Source organism: bacterium (assembly GCA_028821235.1).
Lineage (GTDB): Bacteria > Actinomycetota > Acidimicrobiia > Spongiisociales > Spongiisociaceae > Spongiisocius.
Genome location: JAPPGV010000042.1, coordinates 12,714 through 31,822, shown reverse-complemented (window position 1 = coordinate 31,822; position 19,109 = coordinate 12,714). Strand labels below are relative to the sequence as shown.

Genomic DNA, 19,109 nt, shown 5'->3' with positions numbered 1-19,109 from the left:
CAAGGAAGCGGAACGCAGCGACGGGACGCCGATGACCGCCAGAGCACGCCAGGCTGTTTCGCAGACAGACCACTACGCGGCTTCCATGATGGCTGCCGCTATGGACAGGTAGGCGCCGGGGTCCAGATCCTCAGCCCGGTCGGTGGGATCGACCCCGGATCGGGGCAGTATCTCCTCTGCCGGAGCCGGGAGCACGCCGCGCAGTGACGAGCGGACCATCTTGCGTCGTTTGCGGAAAGCTGCGGCAGCAACCCGCACAGCCAGCCGCCGCTGGGGTTCGGGCTGCGCTACACGCAGTATGGACACGGCCGCCGAGTCCACGTTGGGCACCGGCAGGAACACTTGGGGAGGAATGCGGAACTCCAACCGGGCCTGCCCGTACAGGGCGGTTATCACGCTGGGCAATCCATAGACCTTGGATCCGGGACCCGCGATGAGCCTCTCCGCGACCTCTCGCTGGGCCACGACCACGCACCTTGCCAGACCGGCCGCCTCCTGCAAGAGCTCGAGGAGGATCGAAGTGCCCACCTGGTAGGGAAGGTTGGACACCAGCACCCAGTCGGTTCCGGCGCCGAACTCCTTCATGTCCAGCCGGGTCGCGTCCTGGAACCGCAGGTCCACGTCGAGGCCCGCCAGGCTCTCCTCCAGGACCGGCCGGAGCCTCTCGTCTACCTCGTAGGCCGTCACCCCGAATCCTGCTTCCGCAAGCGCCCGCGTGATCGTACCGGTACCGGGTCCGACCTCGAGGGCTCTGGAACGCGCCGGGTCACCGGCCAGGTCAACCATCTTGGCGACCAGGTTGCGATCGGCCAGAAAGTGCTGCCCGAGCCCCCGGCGAGGCGTTACGGCATGCCGCCGCAACAGGGCCCTGATCTCGGAACGGGTCTGGCTCACAGGTCGAAGACACCGATCGCGTGCTCGGTGGTCAACCGGGCAACCTCCGTCGCTTCCATCCCCCATATCCGTGCCAGGGCTTCACCTGTCAGGTTGACGTAGCGGGGCTCGTTGGGGCCTCGCCGGTGGGGCTCCGGAGCCAGGTAAGGCGAGTCGGTCTCCACCACTACCCGTTCAGGAGGGATGACCGCGGCTCCCCGCCGGATCGTATCGCCCGTCTCGTAGGTGACCGGTCCGGCAAACGAGAAGGTGACGCCCATCTCGAGGAACCGCTTGGACCACTTCGGCCCGCCGGTCCAGCAATGAAGCACCACCCACGGACCGGCCCCGTGCTGTTCGAGGACCTCGTAGATCTGTCGAAACGCGTCCCGGCAATGAACGATCAGCGGCTTGGCCAGCTGCACCGCTATACGGTGATGCTCCAGAAAGCTCTCCAGCTGCGCCTCGGGCGGCGACAGGTTGCGGTAGAAGTCCAGGCCGGTCTCGCCGATGGCTACCGCTCCCTCCATGAGCGGCAGGAGCCCGTCCCGTTCGGTGTTCCAGCGATCGGCCTCGTGCGGGTGCAACCCGGCGGCGTAGTAGGCCCGCCCGGGTGCCCCTCGAGCGATGTCACGGGCCGCCACGCTCGACGCTACGTCCACCCCGGGCACCACCACGTGCCTCACATGTCCGGCCCGGTTAAGGAGGATGGCGGGGTCACGGGTGTCCATCTGGAGATGGCAGTGCGTGTCAACCCATTCGACCATGGCGCGAGGGTAGCGACGGGTCCGAGGCCGCCGGATACCTCCGAACCTGAGGCTCAGAGCGTCACACACGGTGCGGTGTTCCTCAGGTTCAGGGCGTCATCCGTGGTGCTCTGTGCCTCAGGTTCACGGGCTGTGGTGTTCTTGAGGCTGAGGGCGTCACACACGGTGCGGTGTTCCTCAGGTTCACGGGCTGTGGTGTTCTTGAGGCTGAGGGCGTCACACACGGTGCGGTGTTCCTCAGGTTCAAGGCGTCATATGGCGTCCTCTGCCCAAGTTCGAAAAGTCGCGAAAATCCGGTGCTTCGCATCGGGCCCCCTCCCCCGCCACCACCCATCCTGTTGGAGCGTGGTCGGCCATGCCCGGCTGGATGCCGGGTGTCGGCGGTCGCTCCATAAGCCTTCATGTTCCCCTGGGCCGGCCGGTCCGATCGGGTTGCCTCAGCGGCTGGCGTGGGTGTTTGGCGGTAGGCAACGTATATGGGGGGTGTGACAGATCCGGGAGCCTTGGGCGAGAACGCGAAATTCTTGCGCTTCTTGGGCTTCGATCACTTGGTCATGGACGGGACCGAGAGCGTCGCGATCGACTGGAACTGATAGCCGATCGGGCTCCCCTTGCGAGGTACCCGCCGTGCCATTCGTCCCTTGCCGACGGCTTCTATTGAACCGATTCGACGGCTGTTATCGAACCGGTTCGACGGGTGATCGCCCCATTGAGACGACCGCTAAGGCCGAGCCGAGGCGGGTCACTGCTGGCGGAGCACCGCCTCGTAGAGGGTCCGCCGGGACACTGCCAGCCCGTCCGCTACCCGGCGAACCGCTTCTGACATGGGCTCACCCGCTTCGATCCGGGCCCTGACTTCAGCCACCGCACCCTCGATGGGAGGGACACGGCCCGGGCTTCCCCGCACCACCAGCGTGAACTCTCCGAGCGGCCTCCTGCGGCTCCACTCCTCCACCGCCCCTCCGAGAGTGCCCGACCACACCTCTTCGTGTGCCTTGGTCAGTTCCCGGGATACCGTGATGCGACGGTCGTCGCCCAGCGCTGCGGCCAGGGCGGACAGGTCATGCACCACCCGGGCCGTGGCGGAGAACAGCACGATGGTGCGGACCTCGGCCACCAGCGCAGCCAGGTGCGCGGCGCGCTCCTTGCCCCTGCGAGGCAGGAACCCTTCGAACACGAACCGCTCGGACGGGAGCCCGGACACGGCCAGCGCGGCCACCACCGCGCTCGGACCCGGGATGACCGACACCTCGGCCCCCACCTGGCGGGCGATGCGAACCGCGGAGAGGCCTGGATCGGCGACGGCGGGGGTCCCGGCGTCCGAGATCAGCGCCACCGACGCGCCCCCCTCGAGGAGTTGCGCCAGCCGGCCGGACCGGTCGGCCTCGTTGCCGGCGTGGTACGACTCGGGGCGGGTTTCGACTCCCAGGTGGTCCAGCAGGACCCGGGCCCGGCGGGTGTCCTCCGACAGGACGACGTCAGCCTCGGCCAGTGCAGCAGCCAGCCTCGGCGAGGCGTCGCCGAGATTGCCGATCGGCGTGGCGCACAGGACCAACCGGCCGGTCATCGCCCGCTTCTCATGCGAGGTTGACCCCGAGCTGGGCGGCGATCTGACGTCCTACCTCCGGGTCGGACGCGACCACCCAGGTGATCACGCCCACATCCCAGGAGATCATGGCGTAGTCGGCACCTTCCCACTCGGTGGCGGTGTCCACCACCCGCGAGCCGCCCACATCCATCCCCGACCTGATCAGGTCCCGGACGGCGGCGTTCACCTCCGACTCGTCCACGAACGAGTCTGCAGCCAGCCGGACTGCGAAGGCGACCTTCCTGGAGGCCGGGGCCCAAAGAAGCTGGTAGCGGTCCCCGCCCCATCCCTCGGCAGCTCGGGCGGCGCTGACCGGATCGCTGTGATGAGCCAGCAGACCGAGCCAGCGCAACTCGCCCCATGTTCCCTCATCGACCACCTCGTACCCGCTCACCACCAGCCCGAACGGACCCAGCTCCACCGCGGGCTCCAGGACCTTGTAGCGATCCGGGTGGAGAACCTGCTCCGTGGTCTCGGGCGGGCGGTCGAGGGCCTGATCGAGTGCGGTGAAACCGCCCTGCCGGTAGAGGTCGATCACCAGCGAGGAACCGGCCCGGGTTGGGAAGCGAGTCGTTTCCAACAGGAGCTGCGGGACCTCCTCCGGAGAGGGTACGGAACCGTCCCCCGGGTCCTCGACTTCCGCGAATTGGCGCTCTTGGTCAGCGAGGAGTGCTCGCCGCTCCGGCGGCAACGACTCTATATACAACGTCTGGACCAGGATCGCCTCGCCCTCCAGCAAGGCGCGGTGGGCGGCCGAGCGATCCACGTCGCCTCCTCCCGCCTCGACAAGGGCTTCCACCAAGGATGGATGGCGGTGGTGGGACAAGGCCTTGGCCAACTCTCCGACCAGCACCAGGCTCTGGTAGTCGTCCAGCGGGAGCAGCTGTTCGGGGATCAGCACCTCCCCCTCGACCGGGTCGTAGAAGGAACTGGGCGGCGCGTTCTCGTCTCGGGCGTAGAAGGCCGCCAGGTCGGTGCCCGGGGACACCATTCCCAGCAGTTCGAAGAAGGCCGGCAGGTAGTCCATCCCGCCAACGCCGAAGCCGGCGCGGTCGACTGCGAGGTGCCGGACCGCGTATTCCTCGACCGTGATGGTCCCCACCCAGGGTCGCATCTCGAAGGACCTGCCCCTCAGGGCTTCGACAGTGGCGACCAGTCCTTCTATATGAGCAACCTGATCGGCGGGAATCGCCCAGGGAGCCAGAGTGGTGGTGGTCGTCGTGGGGATCGTGGTGGTGGTCGTGGTAGAGGTAGCGGGGCTGGTCGAGGTGGTGGTGGCCGGGGGGAGGGTGGTCGTCGAGGATGTGGTTTCCGGTTCGGCCGGAGGTGCGGGTTGGTCCGCCGAACAACCCGCGAGACCCGCCAGGAGCGCCGTCAGCACACCCGCGATCGCGATCGTGCGTGGCGCGGCGGCTCCCATTCTCATACCGGTCGGCAGGGTAGTGGCCGAGCCACCCTTGAACGCTCCCCCGATCAGCCCGGCTTCGACCTAGGGGGCCGGTGTCCATCCCCGGTACAGACGGACCGCCGGTCGCCCGGCAGGATCGATCGGCTCAGGGGAGGTTCAGTTGTCCGGGACGTCGTAGGTCTGGGCAGTGAGACCGCCGTCGACGATCAGATTGACCCCGCTGACGTACTTGGCGGCGTCGGAGGCCAGGTAGAGGAACGCCTCGGCGATGTCTATGTCATCGGCCAGGCGGTTGGCCGGAACCACCGGGAAGCCCTCCCGCCGCCACTTGTCCATCAGCTCCTCCCCCACCAGGTCCACGGACTGCTGGGTGTCGGCCGGCCCCGGGCTAACACAGTTCGCCCTGATGCCGTACCCGGCACACTCGACCGCGATGGCCTTGGCCAGGGAGACGAGCGCTGTCTTCGACACGCAATAGCCGGTGAAGCCACGCCCATGGCCGAGCGAGACGATCGAGGAGGTAAACAGGATGACGCCGCCCCCGGTATTACGCATGGCCCTGGCCGCCTCCCGCGCCAGCACGAAGTAGGCGTCGAGGTTGACCGCCATGATCCGCCGCCACTCCTCGGTCGACATCTCGATGAACGGCGCGTCCTGCCAGGCGGCTGCGTTCGAGACCATCACGTCCAGCTTGGGGTCGACCGCCAGCGCCTGTGCCACGGCGTCTACGCAATTGTCCATGTCCACCATGTCCAGGCAGATCTTGTGCGGCACCGCTCCATGGGCCTCGACGGACGGGGCCGTGGCGTCCAGGCGTTCCTGGTTGTAGTCCACCAGGTAGACGTGGTGGGCGCCTTCCTCGGCAAACCGTAGGGCTGTGCGCCTCCCGAAACCGCTGCCGGCGCCGGTGACGAATACGTTCTTGCCCTCGAACCTCCTCACGAGCCCTCCTCCCATGTCGAGACCAGCCCGGGGCCCCGGTCCGGCGGGGGCACTATGACATGCTCCTTCACCACCCAGAAGGTGCCGGTGGTCTTGGCGTAGCGGCCCACGTCCTCCCAGGCGGCGGCAGCCCGCTCGGTCGCCGAGGCCCGGTCCCACGCCGCCTCGTCGTCGTACCACTGCTCCACGAACGCCTCGGTCTCCAGTTCGCCGCCGATCTTCTTCACGACCTCCGACACCACGTAACCACGCAATCCCGGCAACCCGGCGGAGATCGGGGCGTGGACATCGAACCAGTAGTCGAAGAACTCCTCCTTCGTGAAGTCGTCCCGCTTGTAGGCCGTCCCTATGAGTTTGATCACCCTGTACCTCCAGGCTTCCGGCTTCTCGCCGCCGAATCTATCAAAATGCCCGGCCCGAGGCAGCGCTCGGGCGGCACAATGATGATTGGCGCGATCCGGCGCGGTCACCCGGATAGGATCGGACTCCGGATCCCATGGGCACCCGAATGCGACCACCAAGCGCTCGAACGGTCCACCATGGGGCAGGGTTTCTGATCGGAGGGTTCGGGCATGAGGAGACGGGCACTGGGCCAGGTCATCCTGGGGCTGGTACTCGTGGCGGTTCTGGTATTCGTCATCACCAACCGGGAGACAGGTGACGACGTCGAGCCCGGCACCACGGTCGCCTCCGACCCCACGACAACCGCAACGGCCGGGGCCCCCTCCACCGAGGCCACGACCACGATCACGACCGCCGTGGCGACGACCACCACCCTCGCCGACGCGACGACCCACGCAACAACCACGCCCACCACCACCACAGCCTCAGCCGACACGACCGCGGCCACCACGACCACGACCGCCGTGGCGACGACCACCACCCTCGCCGACGCGGCGCGTCCGGAATACGCCACCGGACTGGCCGAGGCGCGCCGGACCCTCTCTCTCCTGGTCGAGGAAATGACGGCGACCAACCGGGTCTTCGACAACCGCTACTCGACCGGACCGGACTTCGGGATGACCAGCGACGCCATCCGTGCCGTTATCGCCGGCGTCCGGGCTCTGGCCGGCCAGGCGGCCGGGATGGAGGTTCCGCCGACCCTGGCCGGCCTTCATGGGGGATCGGGCGGACCGATCGAGTTGACCGCCCGCATGGTTCCACTGGCCGAGGCGGTCCTGGCCGGCCTCAGGCTCCCCTTCCCCGAGGACGGCTCCGCCCGCAGGGCCGCCCTCGCCGACTACAGCGCCGCCTCGGAGGAGTTCAACACCGCGATCAACGATCTGGCCGACCGGGTGCGGGATGATGCCGAAGATCTGGGGGTCGCCTCCGCGGGGTCGGAAGCGGACGGGTTGGCGGAGGATGCCGCTCTCTATCTGGAAGAACTGTCGGGCCTGACCGCTACCGCCACCCGGCTCCTCGGCGACCTCACCGACGCCAACCAGGCCTGGCAGGGGCAGCGGGATATCGGGGCTTCCTTCCGCCAGACCGAAGCGGCCGTCGTCGACTTCATCGAACGGACCCGAACGCTCGAGGCAACGGTCCGGGACCTGACTCCCCCGGCCGACCTGGCCGACCGCCACGCGGGACCTGGAGGCCCGGTCGAGCTGGCCGGCGAGTTGGCCACGCTGGCCGAAGACGTACTCGATGGCCTCCGCCTCCCCGCACCGGATGACGGAACCGCCCGCCGGGCGGCGGCCGCCGAGTATGCCTCCGTAGCCGACCGGTTCGACGCCATCACCGACCAGCTGATCGATCAAAGCCGTTAGCCCACCGACCCGCAAGACGGCGGACCCGACCACAGTGGTCTGTCTGAGGAATGGCGGTGTGGTATGGCGTCGGCAGCGGTGTTCCTCGCAAGGCCCGCTGACGAAGGCGTACCCGCAGCGGTACGTCGAGGAAGCGGAACGCAGCGACGGGACGCCGATGACCGCCAGAACACGCCAAGCTGTTTCGCAGACAGACCACTAGCATCACTGACTGTCCATTCGCCCGGTCTGAGTCTGTCGCCCGGGGGGTGGGCGCTCGCGGTCGTACAAAGGAAGCAGGCATGGCTGACATGGACCAGGTGGTCGTAGTCGGGGCGGCTCGGACCGCCATCGGAACGTACGGGGGGTCGCTTGCCAAGATCGACTCCTACAAGCTCGGCGCCATAACGATCAAGGAGTCGTTGATCCGGGCGGGCGTCGAAGCCGGAGAGGTGGACGAGGTGGTCATGGGCCAGATCGGCCAGGTCGGTCCTGACGCCTACAACGCCCGGCGGTGCGCCCTCGAAGCGGGGCTTCCGTCGTCCACCACGGCCATGAACGTCAACCGGCTCTGCTCGTCCGGTCTTCAGGCGATCATCACCGGCGCCCAGCAGATCATGCTCGGGGACGCGGACATCGTCGTGGCCGGCGGGAACGAGAACATGAGCAGCCAGCCGTTCCTCGACTACCAGGCGCGTGACGGTTGGAGGCTGGGCCCTCGGAAGTCCATCGACGGCACCCTGTCCCTGGTGACCGACCCCTTCGGCGGGTACCCGATGGGCACCACCGCCGAGCGGGTGGCCGAGCGCTACAACGTCAGCCGTAGCGCGCAGGACCGGTTCGCCGCCGAGAGCCAGCACCGGGCCGCTGTCGCCATCAAGGAGGGTTTGTTCGAGGACCAGATCGTCGGCGTGGAGCGCCCTAAGGACGACCCGTTCCTGGTGGACGAGCACCCGAGGCCGAACACCACGGAAGAGAGCCTCGGCCGGCTCCGACCGGTGTTCGTCAAGGACGGAACGGTCACGGCCGGCAACTCTTCGGGCATCAACGACGGTGCCGCCTCGGTAGTCCTGACGAGCGAGAAGGTGGCCCGGGCCCGGGGCGCCGAGCCGCGCCTGCGCCTGGTGGCGTGGGCGGTAAGCGGCATCGATCCGGAGGTGATGGGCTACGCCCCCGCACTGGCCGTCCCCGCCGTGCTCGACAAGGCGGGCCTGACGCTCGATGACATCGACCTGATCGAACTCAACGAGGCCTTCGCCGCCCAGGCCGTGGCCGTCATACGGGACGCGGGCCTGGACCCGGAGAAGACCAACATCTCCGGTGGCGCGATAGCACTCGGCCACCCGGTGGGCGCAACCGGGACGATGTTGGCCATCAAGCTCATGCACGCTCTGGAGCGGACCGGAGGCCGGCGCGGCATCGTGACGATGTGCATCGGGGGCGGCCAGGGCATGGCGGCGATCTTCGAGCGCCCTTGACCGCACCCGCCGGCAGGTTCACCGGTGACATAGCCACGGTCACCGAGATGCTGGCCGGCCAGGCCTACCTGGCCGACCGGGGTCTGTCGACCGCCATCTACCTCTCCCTCACGCTGCCGCAGCCGCTCCTGCTGGAAGGTGAGGCAGGGGTGGGCAAGACCGAGGTGGCGAAGGCGCTGGCGGGAGGACTGGGAGTGGATCTGATCCGGCTCCAGTGCTACGAGGGAATCGACGCCAACCAGGCCCTCTACGAGTGGGACTACCCGCGCCAACTCCTCTACCTGCGACAGGCCGCGGGGGCGGAAGCGGATGGCGACGGATCGGACGATCTCTTCGCCGAACGCTTCCTGGTGGAGCGTCCTTTGCTGCAGGCGATACGCAAGGGTGCCAACTGCGTATTGCTCATCGACGAGATCGACCGGGCGGACGACGAGTTCGAGGCATTCCTCCTCGAGATCCTCTCCGAGTTCCAGATCACGATTCCCGAGATAGGCACGGTTAGGGCATCCGACCCGCCCCTCGTCATCATCACCTCCAACCGCACCCGTGAGCTGCACGACGCCCTGAAGCGCCGCTGCCTCTATCACTGGATCGACTTCCCGGGCCTGGAGAGGGAGGTGGAGATCGTGGCGGCGCGTGCTCCCGAGGTTCCCGCGCGCCTCGCTCGCAGCACCAGCCGGGTGGTGTCCAGGCTGCGCGGGCTGGAACTGGTGAAGCAACCGGGTGTCGCCGAGACCATCAACTGGGCCCGAGCGCTGAACCAGCTCGGTGAGCATGAGGTGACCGGCGACAACCTCGACATCAGCCTGGGCTCGGTGATCAAGGACCACGACGACCTGTCCACGGTCCGGAGCCGGGCAGTCGAGATGCTGGATGGGACCTGAGCCCGGACCGACCACCGAACTGGTCCGTTTCGGACGGTTGTTGCGGATCCACGGGGTCAAGGTCGGGGCGGGCCAGGTGGTGTCCTACGCCAGCGCGGTGGCCGACCTCGACCCGGCCGGCATCGAGGACCTCTACTGGGCGGGCCGGATCACTCTGATCAACCACCGAGCCGACCTGGCTGTCTATGACGCCGCCTTCGACGCCTTCTTTATCGGTTCCGAGAACGACTCCACTCCCGCCATCCTGCCGCTGGCGACCGCCGACGGCGGTGACGGGGATCCGGCCTCCATCTCCTTCGGCACCGACCACCAGGAGGTCGAGGTGCTCGATGCCGGCGATGAGGAACTGCCTGCGGCCGGAGGGCCACGGGCCTCGAGCGCCGAGATCCTGAGGACCAAGCACTTCGACCGCTGGACGGAGGAGGAGTTCCGCCGGCTGGCCCGGCTGCTACCGACCCTGCAGCTGCCCCAGAAGATCACCCGGCGCACCCGCCCGTCTCCGAGAGGCCCCCGGATCGACCTCCGGCGCAGCGTCCGCCACTCCCTTCGCTACGGGGGTGATCTGGTCCACCTCCGCCGGCGCCGCCGGATGGAGCGGCCCCGGCCCATCGTCCTGATAGTCGACGTCTCGGGGTCCATGGCCGGCTTCTCGCGGGCCCTGGTCCAGTTCGCCTACGGGATGAGCCGAGCCTCGCGACGGGTGGAGGTGTTCTGTTTCGGGACCAGGCTCACCCGGCTCACGAACGCCATGCGGGTGCGCGACCCCAACGCGGCCCTCGACGAGGCAACCGATCTGGTGGTCGACTGGGACGGGGGCACCAGGATCGGCGAGTCATTGGGCGCCTACGTGACAAGGTGGGGCAAACACCGCCTCAACCGGGGAGCCACGGTGATCATCTGCTCGGACGGCCTGGAGCGGGGCGAGCCCGACCGGCTGGCATGGGCCATGCGGCGCCTGTCCCACCAGGCGCACCGCGTCATATGGGTCAACCCCCTGGCAGGCGATCCGAAGTTCCAACCGCTGGCCCGCGGGCTGGTGGCAGCCCTACCGTTCGTCGACGAACTCATCGCAGGCCACAGCATCGAAGGCCTGGAAGACCTAGCCCGAGTCCTGGAAGGCTGGGCGGTGGCATAGCCCTACCGGTCGCCTGTTACCGAACAGTGGCCCCATCGGAAGAACGGGTCAGCGGCCCGGAAAGGCTGCCGCCAACCGTCACAGGCTGTTGACGAGGTCCTCGACGGCATCCACCAAGCCGTCCAGTTGCTCGGAGGTCATGGCGGTGGACAGGCAGCCCATGCCGCGGGGGCCGAGGAAGTACCCGCGATTCATCAGGCCCAGGTGCAGGAGCTCGGTCAGCTCGGGATCGGCTCGCCGCACGGCGCGATGGTCGGTGACCTCCTCGCCGGTGGCGTGGATGTTGAAGAGGGACCCCGTGCCGGTCGCGCCGGCTGGGAGTCCTGATGACTGGAGGGCCTTGTCGAGGCGCTCCGTGAGCTCCTCCCCGGACCGGTTCAGCTCGTCGATGACCGGCGCGGTGAGCGCCTCCAGAGTCTCGATGCCGGCGGCGGCGCTCACCGGGTTGCCGTTGAAGGTGCCGCCCCAGGCGATGGTCCCCTCGGTCGGGTGGAGGAGGGCCATCACCTCGTTCCGCCCGCCGAAGGCGCCGATCGGGTACCCGCCGCCGATGATCTTGCCGAAGGTGGTCAGGTCCGGCCTGATCCCGCTGATCGCCTGGGCCCCGCCCCTGTGCAGGCGGAGGGTGACGATCTCGTCGAAGATGAGCAGGGCGCCCATCCGGCTGGTGGCGTCTCTCAGGTAGGCAAGGAACTCGTGGTCGGCGGCGATCACTCCCCCGGCGCCCAGCACCGGCTCGATGATGACCGCCGCCAGCGAGCCGGCCAGCTCCGCCATCCTCTGCTCGCAACCCGCGATGTCGTTGAACGGGAGGGTGACCACCAGCTCGCCGATCAGGTCGGGGATCCCCGCCCCGGGCGTGGCCGTGTAGTCGTGGGTGCCGTGGTAGCCACCCTCGAAACGCGCCACGACCGGACGGCCTGTGAAGGCCCGGGCTAATCGCATCGCCGCCATCGTGGCCTCTGTTCCGGAGTTCGTGAAACGGACCTGGTCGACCGAGGCGACCCGCTCGACCAGCACCTCGGCCAGGACAACCTCCTGCTCGGTAGGCGACGAGAAGGCGGTTCCCCGGCGGGCCACCGACATGGCTCGCTCCAGCACGTCGGGATGGGCGTGGCCGAGGATCAGGGACGTGTAGTTGTTGAGGTAGTCGACCCTGCGGTTGCCATCCGCGTCCACGATCTCCGATCCCTCCCCCGCCACGAGGACCGGGGGGAAAGGCGCGAAGAAAGTGGTGGTGCGGGTTGTACCCCCGGGAAGGACCACCGCCGCCCGCTCGGCGATCTCCATGGAACGAGTATTCCGGGCAACGTATTCGTCGCTGACCCGGCGAAGGGCTTCCGTGTAGTTGAACTCGGTAGCCATACACCCTTTCCTGAGCTGACGCGAGACTACTCGGGCGGTGATGGTGGCCTTTCTCCGGCTAGGAAGCTTGCGCCGAACAGGCACGGGGAAAACCCCCCGTGCCTGGCTATGTTAGCCTTATTACTATGGCTAAGATAGCTATAAGGATTCCGATTGATAGGAGTAGGAACGTGCTGACAGCCACTGTCTCGCAGGTGAAGAACGGGCTCAGCGCCTACTTGCGTAGGGTAAAGGCAGGTGAAACCGTACTGATCGTTGAACGCAAGACCCCCGTAGCCCGCATCGTGCCGCTCACCGATCAGACCTCGACCTCGCCCATGTCGGGCCACAGCGACCGGGCAAGGATCGAGCGGCTCGTTGCCGAGGGTGTAGCCGTCCGGGGGCGTGACGAAGGCGCTCTGGGCGCATTGCGCCAACTCGGGGGATCCTGGCCGGCCGGTCATGGACTCCTCGGCGCCCTGCTCGACGAACGAGAGAGCGAGTACCAGGAGGGACACCGTTGAGATTCTGGGACACGTCCGCCCTCGTATCACTGTGTTCCGACGAAGCGCACTCCCCGCGGGCGCGCGCCATCCTCCTGGAAGATGATCGGATGATCGTGTGGTGGGGCACGCCGGTCGAGTTCGTAAGCGCTCTGGCACGCCACGAACGAGCCGGACACCTTACCGCTAGCGAGTCCGCCGAGATTCACCGGTACCTGAGGGCACTGTCGGAGAGGTGGATCGAGATACAGCCGAGCCGCAGCCTGAGAAGGCTGGCCCAACGGCTGCTCAGGACCCATCCGCTGCGAGCGTCGGATGCTCTTCAACTTGCAGCCGCGCTCGTTGCGGCGCAGGGGGATCCCACCAGCCTGAACTTCGTCTGTTTCGACACCCGGCTGAATGACGCCGCCCGACGGGAAGGTCTCGACATCCCTGTTGACCTGTAGAGTTGTGGATCGGTCGGCTCTGGTCTAGGGAGAATGATCGTCCGGTGATCAATCAACGCGTGGGCATGTGTTTCCTCGACCGGCCGGACCCTCGGCGGCAGGTGGCGCTCTCCATCAGGATGGAGGAGCTGGGATACGACTCGGTGTGGGTGTGCGAGACCCGCACCGCCCGGGACGCCGTCTCCGTCATGGGCGCCATCGCCTACGCGACCAGCCACATCAAGGTCGGCAGCGGGGTGGTCAACTCGTGGACCCGCCCGGCGTCGCTGATGGCGGTCACCTTCGCCACCCTGGACGAGCTCGCTCCCGACCGGATGCTGCTCGGGATCGGCGCCTACTGGGACCCGCTGGCGTGGAAGCAGGGGATCGACCGGAGCAAGCCCGTCAAGCAGATGCGGGAGTACATCGAGGTCACCCGCCGCCTGCTGGCGCTCGAGACCGTCACCTACGAGGGCGAGCTGGTGGCGGTGCGCGACCTGCGCCTGGACCTCGGGCACGGCGTGGCCCGCATCCCGAAGCGGGTTCCGATCTACGTCGGCGCCACCGGACCGCAGATGCTGGCGCTCTCCGGCGAGCTGGCCGACGGGGTGATGCTCAACGGGTTCACGTCCCTCACCTACCTGACTGACGCCCTCGGGCACATCGAGCGGGGCGCCCGGCGGAGCGGCCGGCGGGTGGACGACCTGGACCTCCCCCAGACCATCGTGATCGCCATGGACGAGGACGAGAAGAAGGCGCTCGAGGTGGCCACCAGGATGACGACCATGTACCTGGACCAGCAACCCCACATCGCACTGGCCAGCGGCGTCGACCAGGACCTGCTGGACCGCGTGCGCGAGGCCATGGGAGGCTGGCCGCCGAGGGACGGCGGGATCGAGGCCGCGATGCCCCTCGTACCCATCGACGTCGTCAGATCGCTGACGGCGGCTGGAACACCCGACCAGTGCCGGGAACAGGTGGCCGCCTACTCGGTCCGGCCCAACATCCACCCGGCCCTGCTCCCGATCACCGAGAACTACGAGGAGATCATCGAGGTGTTCGCACCCCACCGGGCTCCCGGCGGCTCCTCCCCCGGTGCTACTGCCGCATCCCCGGTGGCCTGAGTCTCGGGTGGGCTCGCTGCGACATCTTGGTAGGTCAGCGGTCTGCATCCTGGTGGCCACCATCTCGTTCGCATGTGCCGGCTCGAGCCAGGATCCCGCCTCGGACGAGCGGTTGAACGCGCTGGAAGCGAAGACCAGTTCGCTGGAGGAGTCGCTCGAAGCGCTTGCCCGTGAGAACGCTGCGCTGAGGGATGAGGTTGCGATCCTGTCGGAACAGGCCGACTCCGTGGAGGGACGTGAAGCCGCCGGTTCCGCCAGGGAACAGGAGGGGGTGGCGGCCTTGGAGGAGGATCAGGAGGAACAGCCGGCCATCCACGAAGACGGCCGGACCGACGTTCTCGAGCGCCTGGACGATCTGGACGCCCGCGTGCGGGACATGGAGGACCTCGCCGCCACCGTGGAGTGGGTCCTCCGCTCCGTGGAGCAGTGGGCCAAGGGACAGGACGATCCCTTGTCGCTGCTGGAGGGCACCGTCCTGGAAAGGACCGTCCGGCTGGCGGCGGAGTCCGGAGGCAAGGTCCACCACATCGACCACCCCGAACGGGAAGACCCCGCCGTTCTGCTGGTGCCTCTCGCCGCGGTTGACGGAGAGACCCCACTCATCGTCTCCCTGCACGGCTATGGAGGGGACTCCTCCTATCAGACCACCTACATGCCCCTCCACGAGCGGGTTAACACCGACGGGTTCGCGCTGCTGCTCCCCAACGGGATCCCGGACAGCGAGGGCAACCGCTTCTGGAACCCCACCGACGAGTGCTGCGACTCCGCCAAGGGCGGCCAGGATGATGTCGCCTACCTGACCGAGTTGGTAGCCGGAGCGCAGCAGGTCATGGACTTCGGGCCGGTGTACTTCTTCGGATACTCCAACGGCGGGTTCATGTCATATCACATTGCCTGCAAGGGGCTGCCCGGCCTGCGCGCCGTCGCCAGCCTGGCCGGTACGAGTTACGTCGAGGACGGCAGCTGCGACGGTGCATCCCCCGTGTCCGTGCTGCACATCCACGGCACCGCCGACGACGTGATCCGCTTCGAAGGCGACAGCGAGCCGGACACGAAGGGTGACGGCACACGGGCCTTCTACGCCGGCGCTCTGGACATGGTGACCCGCTGGAGCCGGCGGGCCGGCTGCGAATGGCCCGGACAACCCCAGCCTTATGCCACGCTCGATCTGGACGGGCATGTGGCCGGAGCCGAGACCAGGGCATTCCGCCTGGAATCAGGCTGCGCCGACGGAGTAGAGATGGAGCTCTGGATGAGCGTGGGGAGCAGCCATGCGCCCGGCTACGACGACGCTTTCGTGGACGCGCTCGTGGACTGGCTCCTGTCGCAAAAGTGAACCTTCCGGCGTGTCCGGATCCGGTAGTTCGTTACCACACCCCAAAGGACGAGAACGCGAAAAACGCCGGAACGCACCCCAACCCAGCGGGCCCATCCCCCAGCCACCACCTCCTTCGGTCCGTGCGCGTTCCGCTATCCCCCGACGGGTCCGCTCCCGAATTGATCCCGGTTCCGGTTTCCTCGACGTCGAATAGCAAGAAACCGGTGGTGCTTGTGACTGCCGTAAGTATGTGGCGGGCCCGTGACATGTTCAAGACCCTTGTTCGGGACACAGAGCCCGCGGCACCCACGACGGGGCACAGAACGCGGCCGACCGAAGACATCGGGCACCAGGAGGACTCGGCCGAAACGGGTACCGACGCCTGCCCCGGACGTCGCCGGGGCCGGCGGGTCCCGCCGAAAGCCTTAGAGGTTGCCCGCTGCGGCTAGTCCGCCACCCAGCCTTCGGCCGTCCAGCCTCCGTCTACGAATATGGTCTCGCCGGTGATGTAGCTGGCCGAGTCTCCCGCCAGGAACAGCACCGCGTTGGCGGTCTCGGACGGGTCGGCGAACCTCTTCATCACGACCTGGTCGCGGATCGACTCGAACAGCTCGCGGTTGGCGGGGTCGGTCCGGAGCTCGTAGTTCATGTAGGACTCGGTCCAGCCGGGGGCGACCGAGTTGGTCCGGATACCGAACTCGGCCCATTCGACCGCCATCACCTTGGTGAGGGCGATCACCCCCGCCTTGGCGGCCGAGTAGGCGCCGATGCTGGCGAACGCCACCGGACCGGCGATGGACGAGATGTTGACGATCGAACCGGACCGCTGCTCGATCATCGACGTGACGGCCGCCCGGGACATGTAGAAGACCGAGGACAGGTTGGCCTCGATCGCCAGGCGCCACTCCTCCAGTTCGAGGGTGTCGAGCCGGCTGAAGTTCTGCCGTCGGCCGGCGTTGTTGACCAGGACATCGAGGCCCCCGAGCTCGGACCGCACCCGGTCGAGAGCCGACGCGGCCTGATCGGGATCGGTCACGTCGCCGGTCACGGCCAGGTGGGCTCCGGCCTCACCCTCCATCAACTCCACCGTGCGCGCCAGGTCGTCCTCCGTGCGGGCCAGGGCGGCCACCCGAGCGCCCTCGGCGGCGAACGCCTGGGCGATCGCCCGTCCGATCCCCCGGCTGGCGCCGGTCACCACGACTACCTTGTCCTTCAAGCCCAGGTCCATCGGTTCGCTCCTCGTAATCGGTTGATCAGGTACTCAGCTGCCCGTACAGGTCGGGTCGCCGGTCACGGAAGAAACCCCAGTCGTTGCGGATCTGCGGGATGGCCGACAGGTCCAGATCGGCGACCAGCACCTCGTCCTCGGCGTCGCTCGCCTGCGAGATGATCCTCCCCTTGGGATCCACCCACATTGACGACCCGTAGAAGTGGGAGTCGGAACCCCCCTCGTCCACCCCCACGCGGTTCACTCCGCCGACGTAGTAGATGTTGTCGACCGCATGAGCCTGGAGTTCCATTTCCCACAGGTAGCGGCTCATCCCGGTGGTGGCGGTGGGGACGTAGACGATCTGTGCCCCGTTGAGCGCCAGGGTGCGGGCCGCCTCGGGGAAGTGCCGGTCGTAGCAGATCAGGATCCCGATCGTCACGTCGAAGGGCGTAGGGAAGGTGATGAACCCGGTGTCACCAGGCGCGAAGTAGTACTTCTCAACCCCGGTCAGGGTGGGCACCGAGACGATCGGGATGTGGCTCTTGCGGTAGATGCCCAGCAGGTCGCCGTCCGGGCCGATCACCGGGGCGCTGTTGTAGAGCAGGCCGTCGAGCGCCTTCTCGTAGATGGGGGCGATCAGGACGATCTGCAGCTCGCGGGCCAGCTCGCGCATACGCTCCATCGTGGGACCGTCGATCGGCTCGGCCAGATCGAGATGGCGTGCGTTCATCTCGAAGGGGAAGTACACCGTATGGAACAATTCCTGGAGGCATACGATGCGGGCGCCCCGGTCCGCCGCCTCACGCACCAGGTGCTCGGCCCGCTTGACGTTGCTCTCCGTGTCGTACTCCGTGCCCATCTGGACGAGCGCGGTCCTCATCATCCGGATCTCCTTTCAGGAAACGAGCGTGGAGCTGCTGAGGGCGGCGGACTCGGCGCTCCTCACGAAGCTCCCCCCCGGCTTTGACGCTACGTAGCGGCCGTCGCGGACGATAGCCCGCCCGCGCAGGAGCACTTCACGGATGGCGCCCTGCAGGACGGTGCCCTCGTACGGGTTGTAATCGCAGTTGGTGACCTGGGTGTCCAGGGACAGCGTCGTGGTAGCGGCAGGATCGAGCACCACCAGGTCGGCATCCGATCCGGGAGCGATCTCACCCTTGCGCGGGTACAGGCCGAACAGCTTCGCCGCGTTGGTCGAGGTGATCTCCACGAACCTGTTGAGCGAGAACCGGCCCTGGGCCACGCCGTAGTGATACAGCAGGCCCATGCGCCACTCGATGCCGGGGAGGCCGTTGGGGATCTTGGTGAAGTCGTCCTTTCCCACCAGGCGCTGCTCGAAGAAGAACGGCGCGTGGTCGGTTCCCACCGCCTGCAGGTCCCCGGCCGTCAGGGCGTCCCACAACGGATCGTGGTGGTCTGCGGAGCGGAGGGGCGGGGAGCAGACGTACTGGGAACCCCGGAACCCCGGCTCGGCCAGCCTTTCGTCCGTCAGCACCAGGTAGTGCGGGCAGGTCTCCGCATAGGCGCGCACCCCCCGCTCCCGGGCCTCGGCCATCGCCTGAGCCGAACCGGCCGATGACATGTGGACTATGTAGAGCGGCACGCCCGCCATCTCCGCCAGCGCGATCCCCCGCCGGGTCGCCTCGTCCTCGGCGAGGGACGGCCGGGTCCGGGCATGGAAGATCGGATCGGTGTCCCCGCGGGCCAGCGACTCCTTGACCAGTGCGTCGATGGCGTAGCCGTTCTCGCAGTGGAGCATGATGAAGCCGCCGTTCTCAGCGGTCCTCCGCATCGCCTTGAAGATGGCGCCGTCGTCGAGCATCCAGACGTTCGGGTAGGCCATGAAGAGCTTGAAGCTGGTCACGCCCTCGGTGACCAGGCCGTCGAGAGACGGGAGCAGGCTGTCGGGCAGATCGGTGATGATCTGGTGGAAGGCGTAGTCCACAGCCGCCTTCCCGTCCGCCATCCCGTGCCATCGCATCAAAGACGCTCTGGGGTCGGCGCCCTTCTCCTGGATGGCGAAGTCGATGACCGTGGTGGTACCGCCCACGGCGGCGGCCCGCGTCCCCGTGTCGAAGTCGTCCGAGATCACCGTGCCCGCCACCGGGGTGTCCAGATGGGTATGGGGATCGATGCCGCCGGGGAACACCAGGTGACCGGAGGCGTCGATGGTCTCGTCCGCCTCCGTGCCCTCGAAGTCGCCGATGGCGCGGACCCGTCCGTCCTCGATGAGGATGTCCGCCACGTAGTCGTCCGTGGCCGTGACGATCCGGCCTCCTTCGACGAGGGTCGTCACGCCGCGGCCACCCGCCACGCCATTACTCGGCCCTCAGCCAGTGGATGCACGGGCCAACGGTCACAT

The 19,109-nt window shown here is 67.6% G+C and carries 19 protein-coding genes; 9 read left to right on the top strand and 10 right to left on the bottom strand.

Features of this window, described 5'->3' with window-relative positions:
• Positions 1–72: 72 nt before the first annotated feature.
• The 4 genes from rsmA to OXK16_05035 all read right to left on the bottom strand — a co-directional run bounded on the left by rsmA (position 73) and on the right by OXK16_05035 (position 4,342).
• Entirely contained in the window at positions 73–894 is an 822-nt protein-coding gene (gene rsmA, locus OXK16_05050) for a 16S rRNA (adenine(1518)-N(6)/adenine(1519)-N(6))-dimethyltransferase RsmA (protein ID MDE0375316.1), read from the bottom strand.
• Positions 891–1,640 carry a TatD family hydrolase gene (locus OXK16_05045; protein ID MDE0375315.1) on the bottom strand — a complete coding sequence of 250 codons (750 nt, stop codon included), beginning with the start codon at positions 1,638–1,640 and terminating at the stop codon, positions 891–893. The genes rsmA and OXK16_05045 overlap by 4 nt, the downstream gene beginning before the upstream one ends.
• A 742-nt stretch (positions 1,641–2,382) precedes the next feature.
• Positions 2,383–3,207, bottom strand: coding sequence for a 16S rRNA (cytidine(1402)-2'-O)-methyltransferase (gene rsmI / locus OXK16_05040; protein MDE0375314.1), 825 nt, complete (start codon positions 3,205–3,207; stop codon positions 2,383–2,385).
• Positions 3,208–3,217: 10 nt separating this feature from the next.
• Positions 3,218–4,342 (bottom strand): hypothetical protein, encoded by a 1,125-nt coding sequence (locus OXK16_05035; GenBank protein MDE0375313.1) that lies wholly within the window; start codon positions 4,340–4,342, stop codon positions 3,218–3,220.
• Positions 4,343–4,433: 91 nt separating this feature from the next.
• On the opposite strand from OXK16_05035, the gene OXK16_05030 reads away from it, so the two are divergent.
• On the top strand, positions 4,434–4,721 hold the full coding sequence (locus OXK16_05030) for a hypothetical protein (protein ID MDE0375312.1): 288 nt from the start codon (positions 4,434–4,436) through the stop codon (positions 4,719–4,721).
• A 71-nt stretch (positions 4,722–4,792) separates the two neighbouring features.
• Here the strand turns inward: OXK16_05030 and OXK16_05025 are convergent, their stop codons facing one another.
• Positions 4,793–5,578 (bottom strand): SDR family NAD(P)-dependent oxidoreductase, encoded by a 786-nt coding sequence (locus tag OXK16_05025; GenBank protein ID MDE0375311.1) that lies wholly within the window; start codon positions 5,576–5,578, stop codon positions 4,793–4,795.
• Positions 5,575–5,940, bottom strand: coding sequence for an EthD family reductase (locus OXK16_05020; protein ID MDE0375310.1), 366 nt, complete (start codon positions 5,938–5,940; stop codon positions 5,575–5,577). The genes OXK16_05025 and OXK16_05020 overlap by 4 nt, the downstream gene beginning before the upstream one ends.
• Before the next feature lie 210 nt (positions 5,941–6,150).
• Here OXK16_05020 and OXK16_05015 point away from each other — a divergent pair, with 210 nt between their 5' ends.
• The 4 genes from OXK16_05015 (at position 6,151) to OXK16_05000 (ending at position 10,823) form a co-directional block, all read left to right on the top strand.
• Positions 6,151–7,347, top strand: a complete 1,197-nt coding sequence (locus tag OXK16_05015; GenBank protein MDE0375309.1) for a hypothetical protein — start codon at positions 6,151–6,153, stop codon at positions 7,345–7,347.
• Between the two features lie 281 nt (positions 7,348–7,628).
• Positions 7,629–8,804: a thiolase family protein gene (locus tag OXK16_05010; protein ID MDE0375308.1), complete on the top strand. Its 1,176-nt coding sequence runs from the start codon at positions 7,629–7,631 to the stop codon at positions 8,802–8,804.
• Between the two features lie 47 nt (positions 8,805–8,851).
• The gene (locus tag OXK16_05005; GenBank protein ID MDE0375307.1) at positions 8,852–9,688 is read left to right on the top strand and encodes a MoxR family ATPase; all 837 of its coding nucleotides are present in this window, start codon (positions 8,852–8,854) and stop codon (positions 9,686–9,688) included.
• Positions 9,678–10,823, top strand: a complete 1,146-nt coding sequence (locus tag OXK16_05000; protein ID MDE0375306.1) for a VWA domain-containing protein — start codon at positions 9,678–9,680, stop codon at positions 10,821–10,823. Before OXK16_05005 ends, OXK16_05000 begins: the two co-directional genes overlap by 11 nt.
• 78 nt (positions 10,824–10,901) lie before the next feature.
• Here the strand turns inward: OXK16_05000 and OXK16_04995 are convergent, their stop codons facing one another.
• Positions 10,902–12,188, bottom strand: coding sequence for an aspartate aminotransferase family protein (locus OXK16_04995; protein MDE0375305.1), 1,287 nt, complete (start codon positions 12,186–12,188; stop codon positions 10,902–10,904).
• 170 nt (positions 12,189–12,358) lie between these two features.
• Between OXK16_04995 and OXK16_04990 the strand changes: the two genes are divergently transcribed.
• The 4 genes from OXK16_04990 to OXK16_04975 are packed head-to-tail and all read left to right on the top strand — an operon-like array spanning position 12,359 to position 15,555.
• Positions 12,359–12,691: a type II toxin-antitoxin system prevent-host-death family antitoxin gene (locus OXK16_04990; protein MDE0375304.1), complete on the top strand. Its 333-nt coding sequence runs from the start codon at positions 12,359–12,361 to the stop codon at positions 12,689–12,691.
• The gene (locus OXK16_04985; protein ID MDE0375303.1) at positions 12,688–13,116 is read left to right on the top strand and encodes a type II toxin-antitoxin system VapC family toxin; all 429 of its coding nucleotides are present in this window, start codon (positions 12,688–12,690) and stop codon (positions 13,114–13,116) included. Before OXK16_04990 ends, OXK16_04985 begins: the two co-directional genes overlap by 4 nt.
• Before the next feature lie 44 nt (positions 13,117–13,160).
• A complete protein-coding gene (locus OXK16_04980) occupies positions 13,161–14,219 on the top strand; it encodes an LLM class flavin-dependent oxidoreductase (GenBank protein ID MDE0375302.1) in 1,059 nt (352 codons plus the stop codon).
• A gap of 7 nt (positions 14,220–14,226) precedes the next feature.
• Positions 14,227–15,555 (top strand): hypothetical protein, encoded by a 1,329-nt coding sequence (locus OXK16_04975; protein ID MDE0375301.1) that lies wholly within the window; start codon positions 14,227–14,229, stop codon positions 15,553–15,555.
• 427 nt (positions 15,556–15,982) lie between these two features.
• Here OXK16_04975 and OXK16_04970 read toward each other — a convergent pair whose 3' ends face one another.
• From OXK16_04970 to hydA, 3 genes are read right to left on the bottom strand one after another with little or no spacing between them, the layout of a single operon-like run.
• Positions 15,983–16,765: a 3-oxoacyl-ACP reductase FabG gene (locus tag OXK16_04970; protein ID MDE0375300.1), complete on the bottom strand. Its 783-nt coding sequence runs from the start codon at positions 16,763–16,765 to the stop codon at positions 15,983–15,985.
• A 25-nt stretch (positions 16,766–16,790) separates the two neighbouring features.
• Entirely contained in the window at positions 16,791–17,630 is an 840-nt protein-coding gene (locus OXK16_04965) for an acyltransferase (protein MDE0375299.1), read from the bottom strand.
• A gap of 12 nt (positions 17,631–17,642) precedes the next feature.
• Entirely contained in the window at positions 17,643–19,043 is a 1,401-nt protein-coding gene (gene hydA / locus OXK16_04960; protein MDE0375298.1) for a dihydropyrimidinase, read from the bottom strand.
• Between the last annotated feature and the right edge of the window lie 66 nt (positions 19,044–19,109).

What these genes read in the sequence shown, in the direction of transcription:
- OXK16_05045 (MDE0375315.1), bottom strand. Translation starts at nt 1,640, where the DNA reads ATGGTCGAATGGGTTGACACGCACTGCCATCTCCAGATGGACACCCGT.
- rsmI (MDE0375314.1), bottom strand. Translation starts at nt 3,207, where the DNA reads ATGACCGGCCGGTTGGTCCTGTGCGCCACGCCGATCGGCAATCTCGGC.
- OXK16_05035 (MDE0375313.1), bottom strand. Translation starts at nt 4,342, where the DNA reads ATGCGACCCTGGGTGGGGACCATCACGGTCGAGGAATACGCGGTCCGG.
- OXK16_05015 (MDE0375309.1), top strand. Translation starts at nt 6,151, where the DNA reads ATGAGGAGACGGGCACTGGGCCAGGTCATCCTGGGGCTGGTACTCGTG.
- OXK16_05010 (MDE0375308.1), top strand. Translation starts at nt 7,629, where the DNA reads ATGGCTGACATGGACCAGGTGGTCGTAGTCGGGGCGGCTCGGACCGCC.
- OXK16_05005 (MDE0375307.1), top strand. Translation starts at nt 8,852, where the DNA reads ATGCTGGCCGGCCAGGCCTACCTGGCCGACCGGGGTCTGTCGACCGCC.
- OXK16_05000 (MDE0375306.1), top strand. Translation starts at nt 9,678, where the DNA reads ATGGGACCTGAGCCCGGACCGACCACCGAACTGGTCCGTTTCGGACGG.
- OXK16_04995 (MDE0375305.1), bottom strand. Translation starts at nt 12,188, where the DNA reads ATGGCTACCGAGTTCAACTACACGGAAGCCCTTCGCCGGGTCAGCGAC.
- OXK16_04970 (MDE0375300.1), bottom strand. Translation starts at nt 16,765, where the DNA reads ATGGACCTGGGCTTGAAGGACAAGGTAGTCGTGGTGACCGGCGCCAGC.
- OXK16_04965 (MDE0375299.1), bottom strand. Translation starts at nt 17,630, where the DNA reads ATGATGAGGACCGCGCTCGTCCAGATGGGCACGGAGTACGACACGGAG.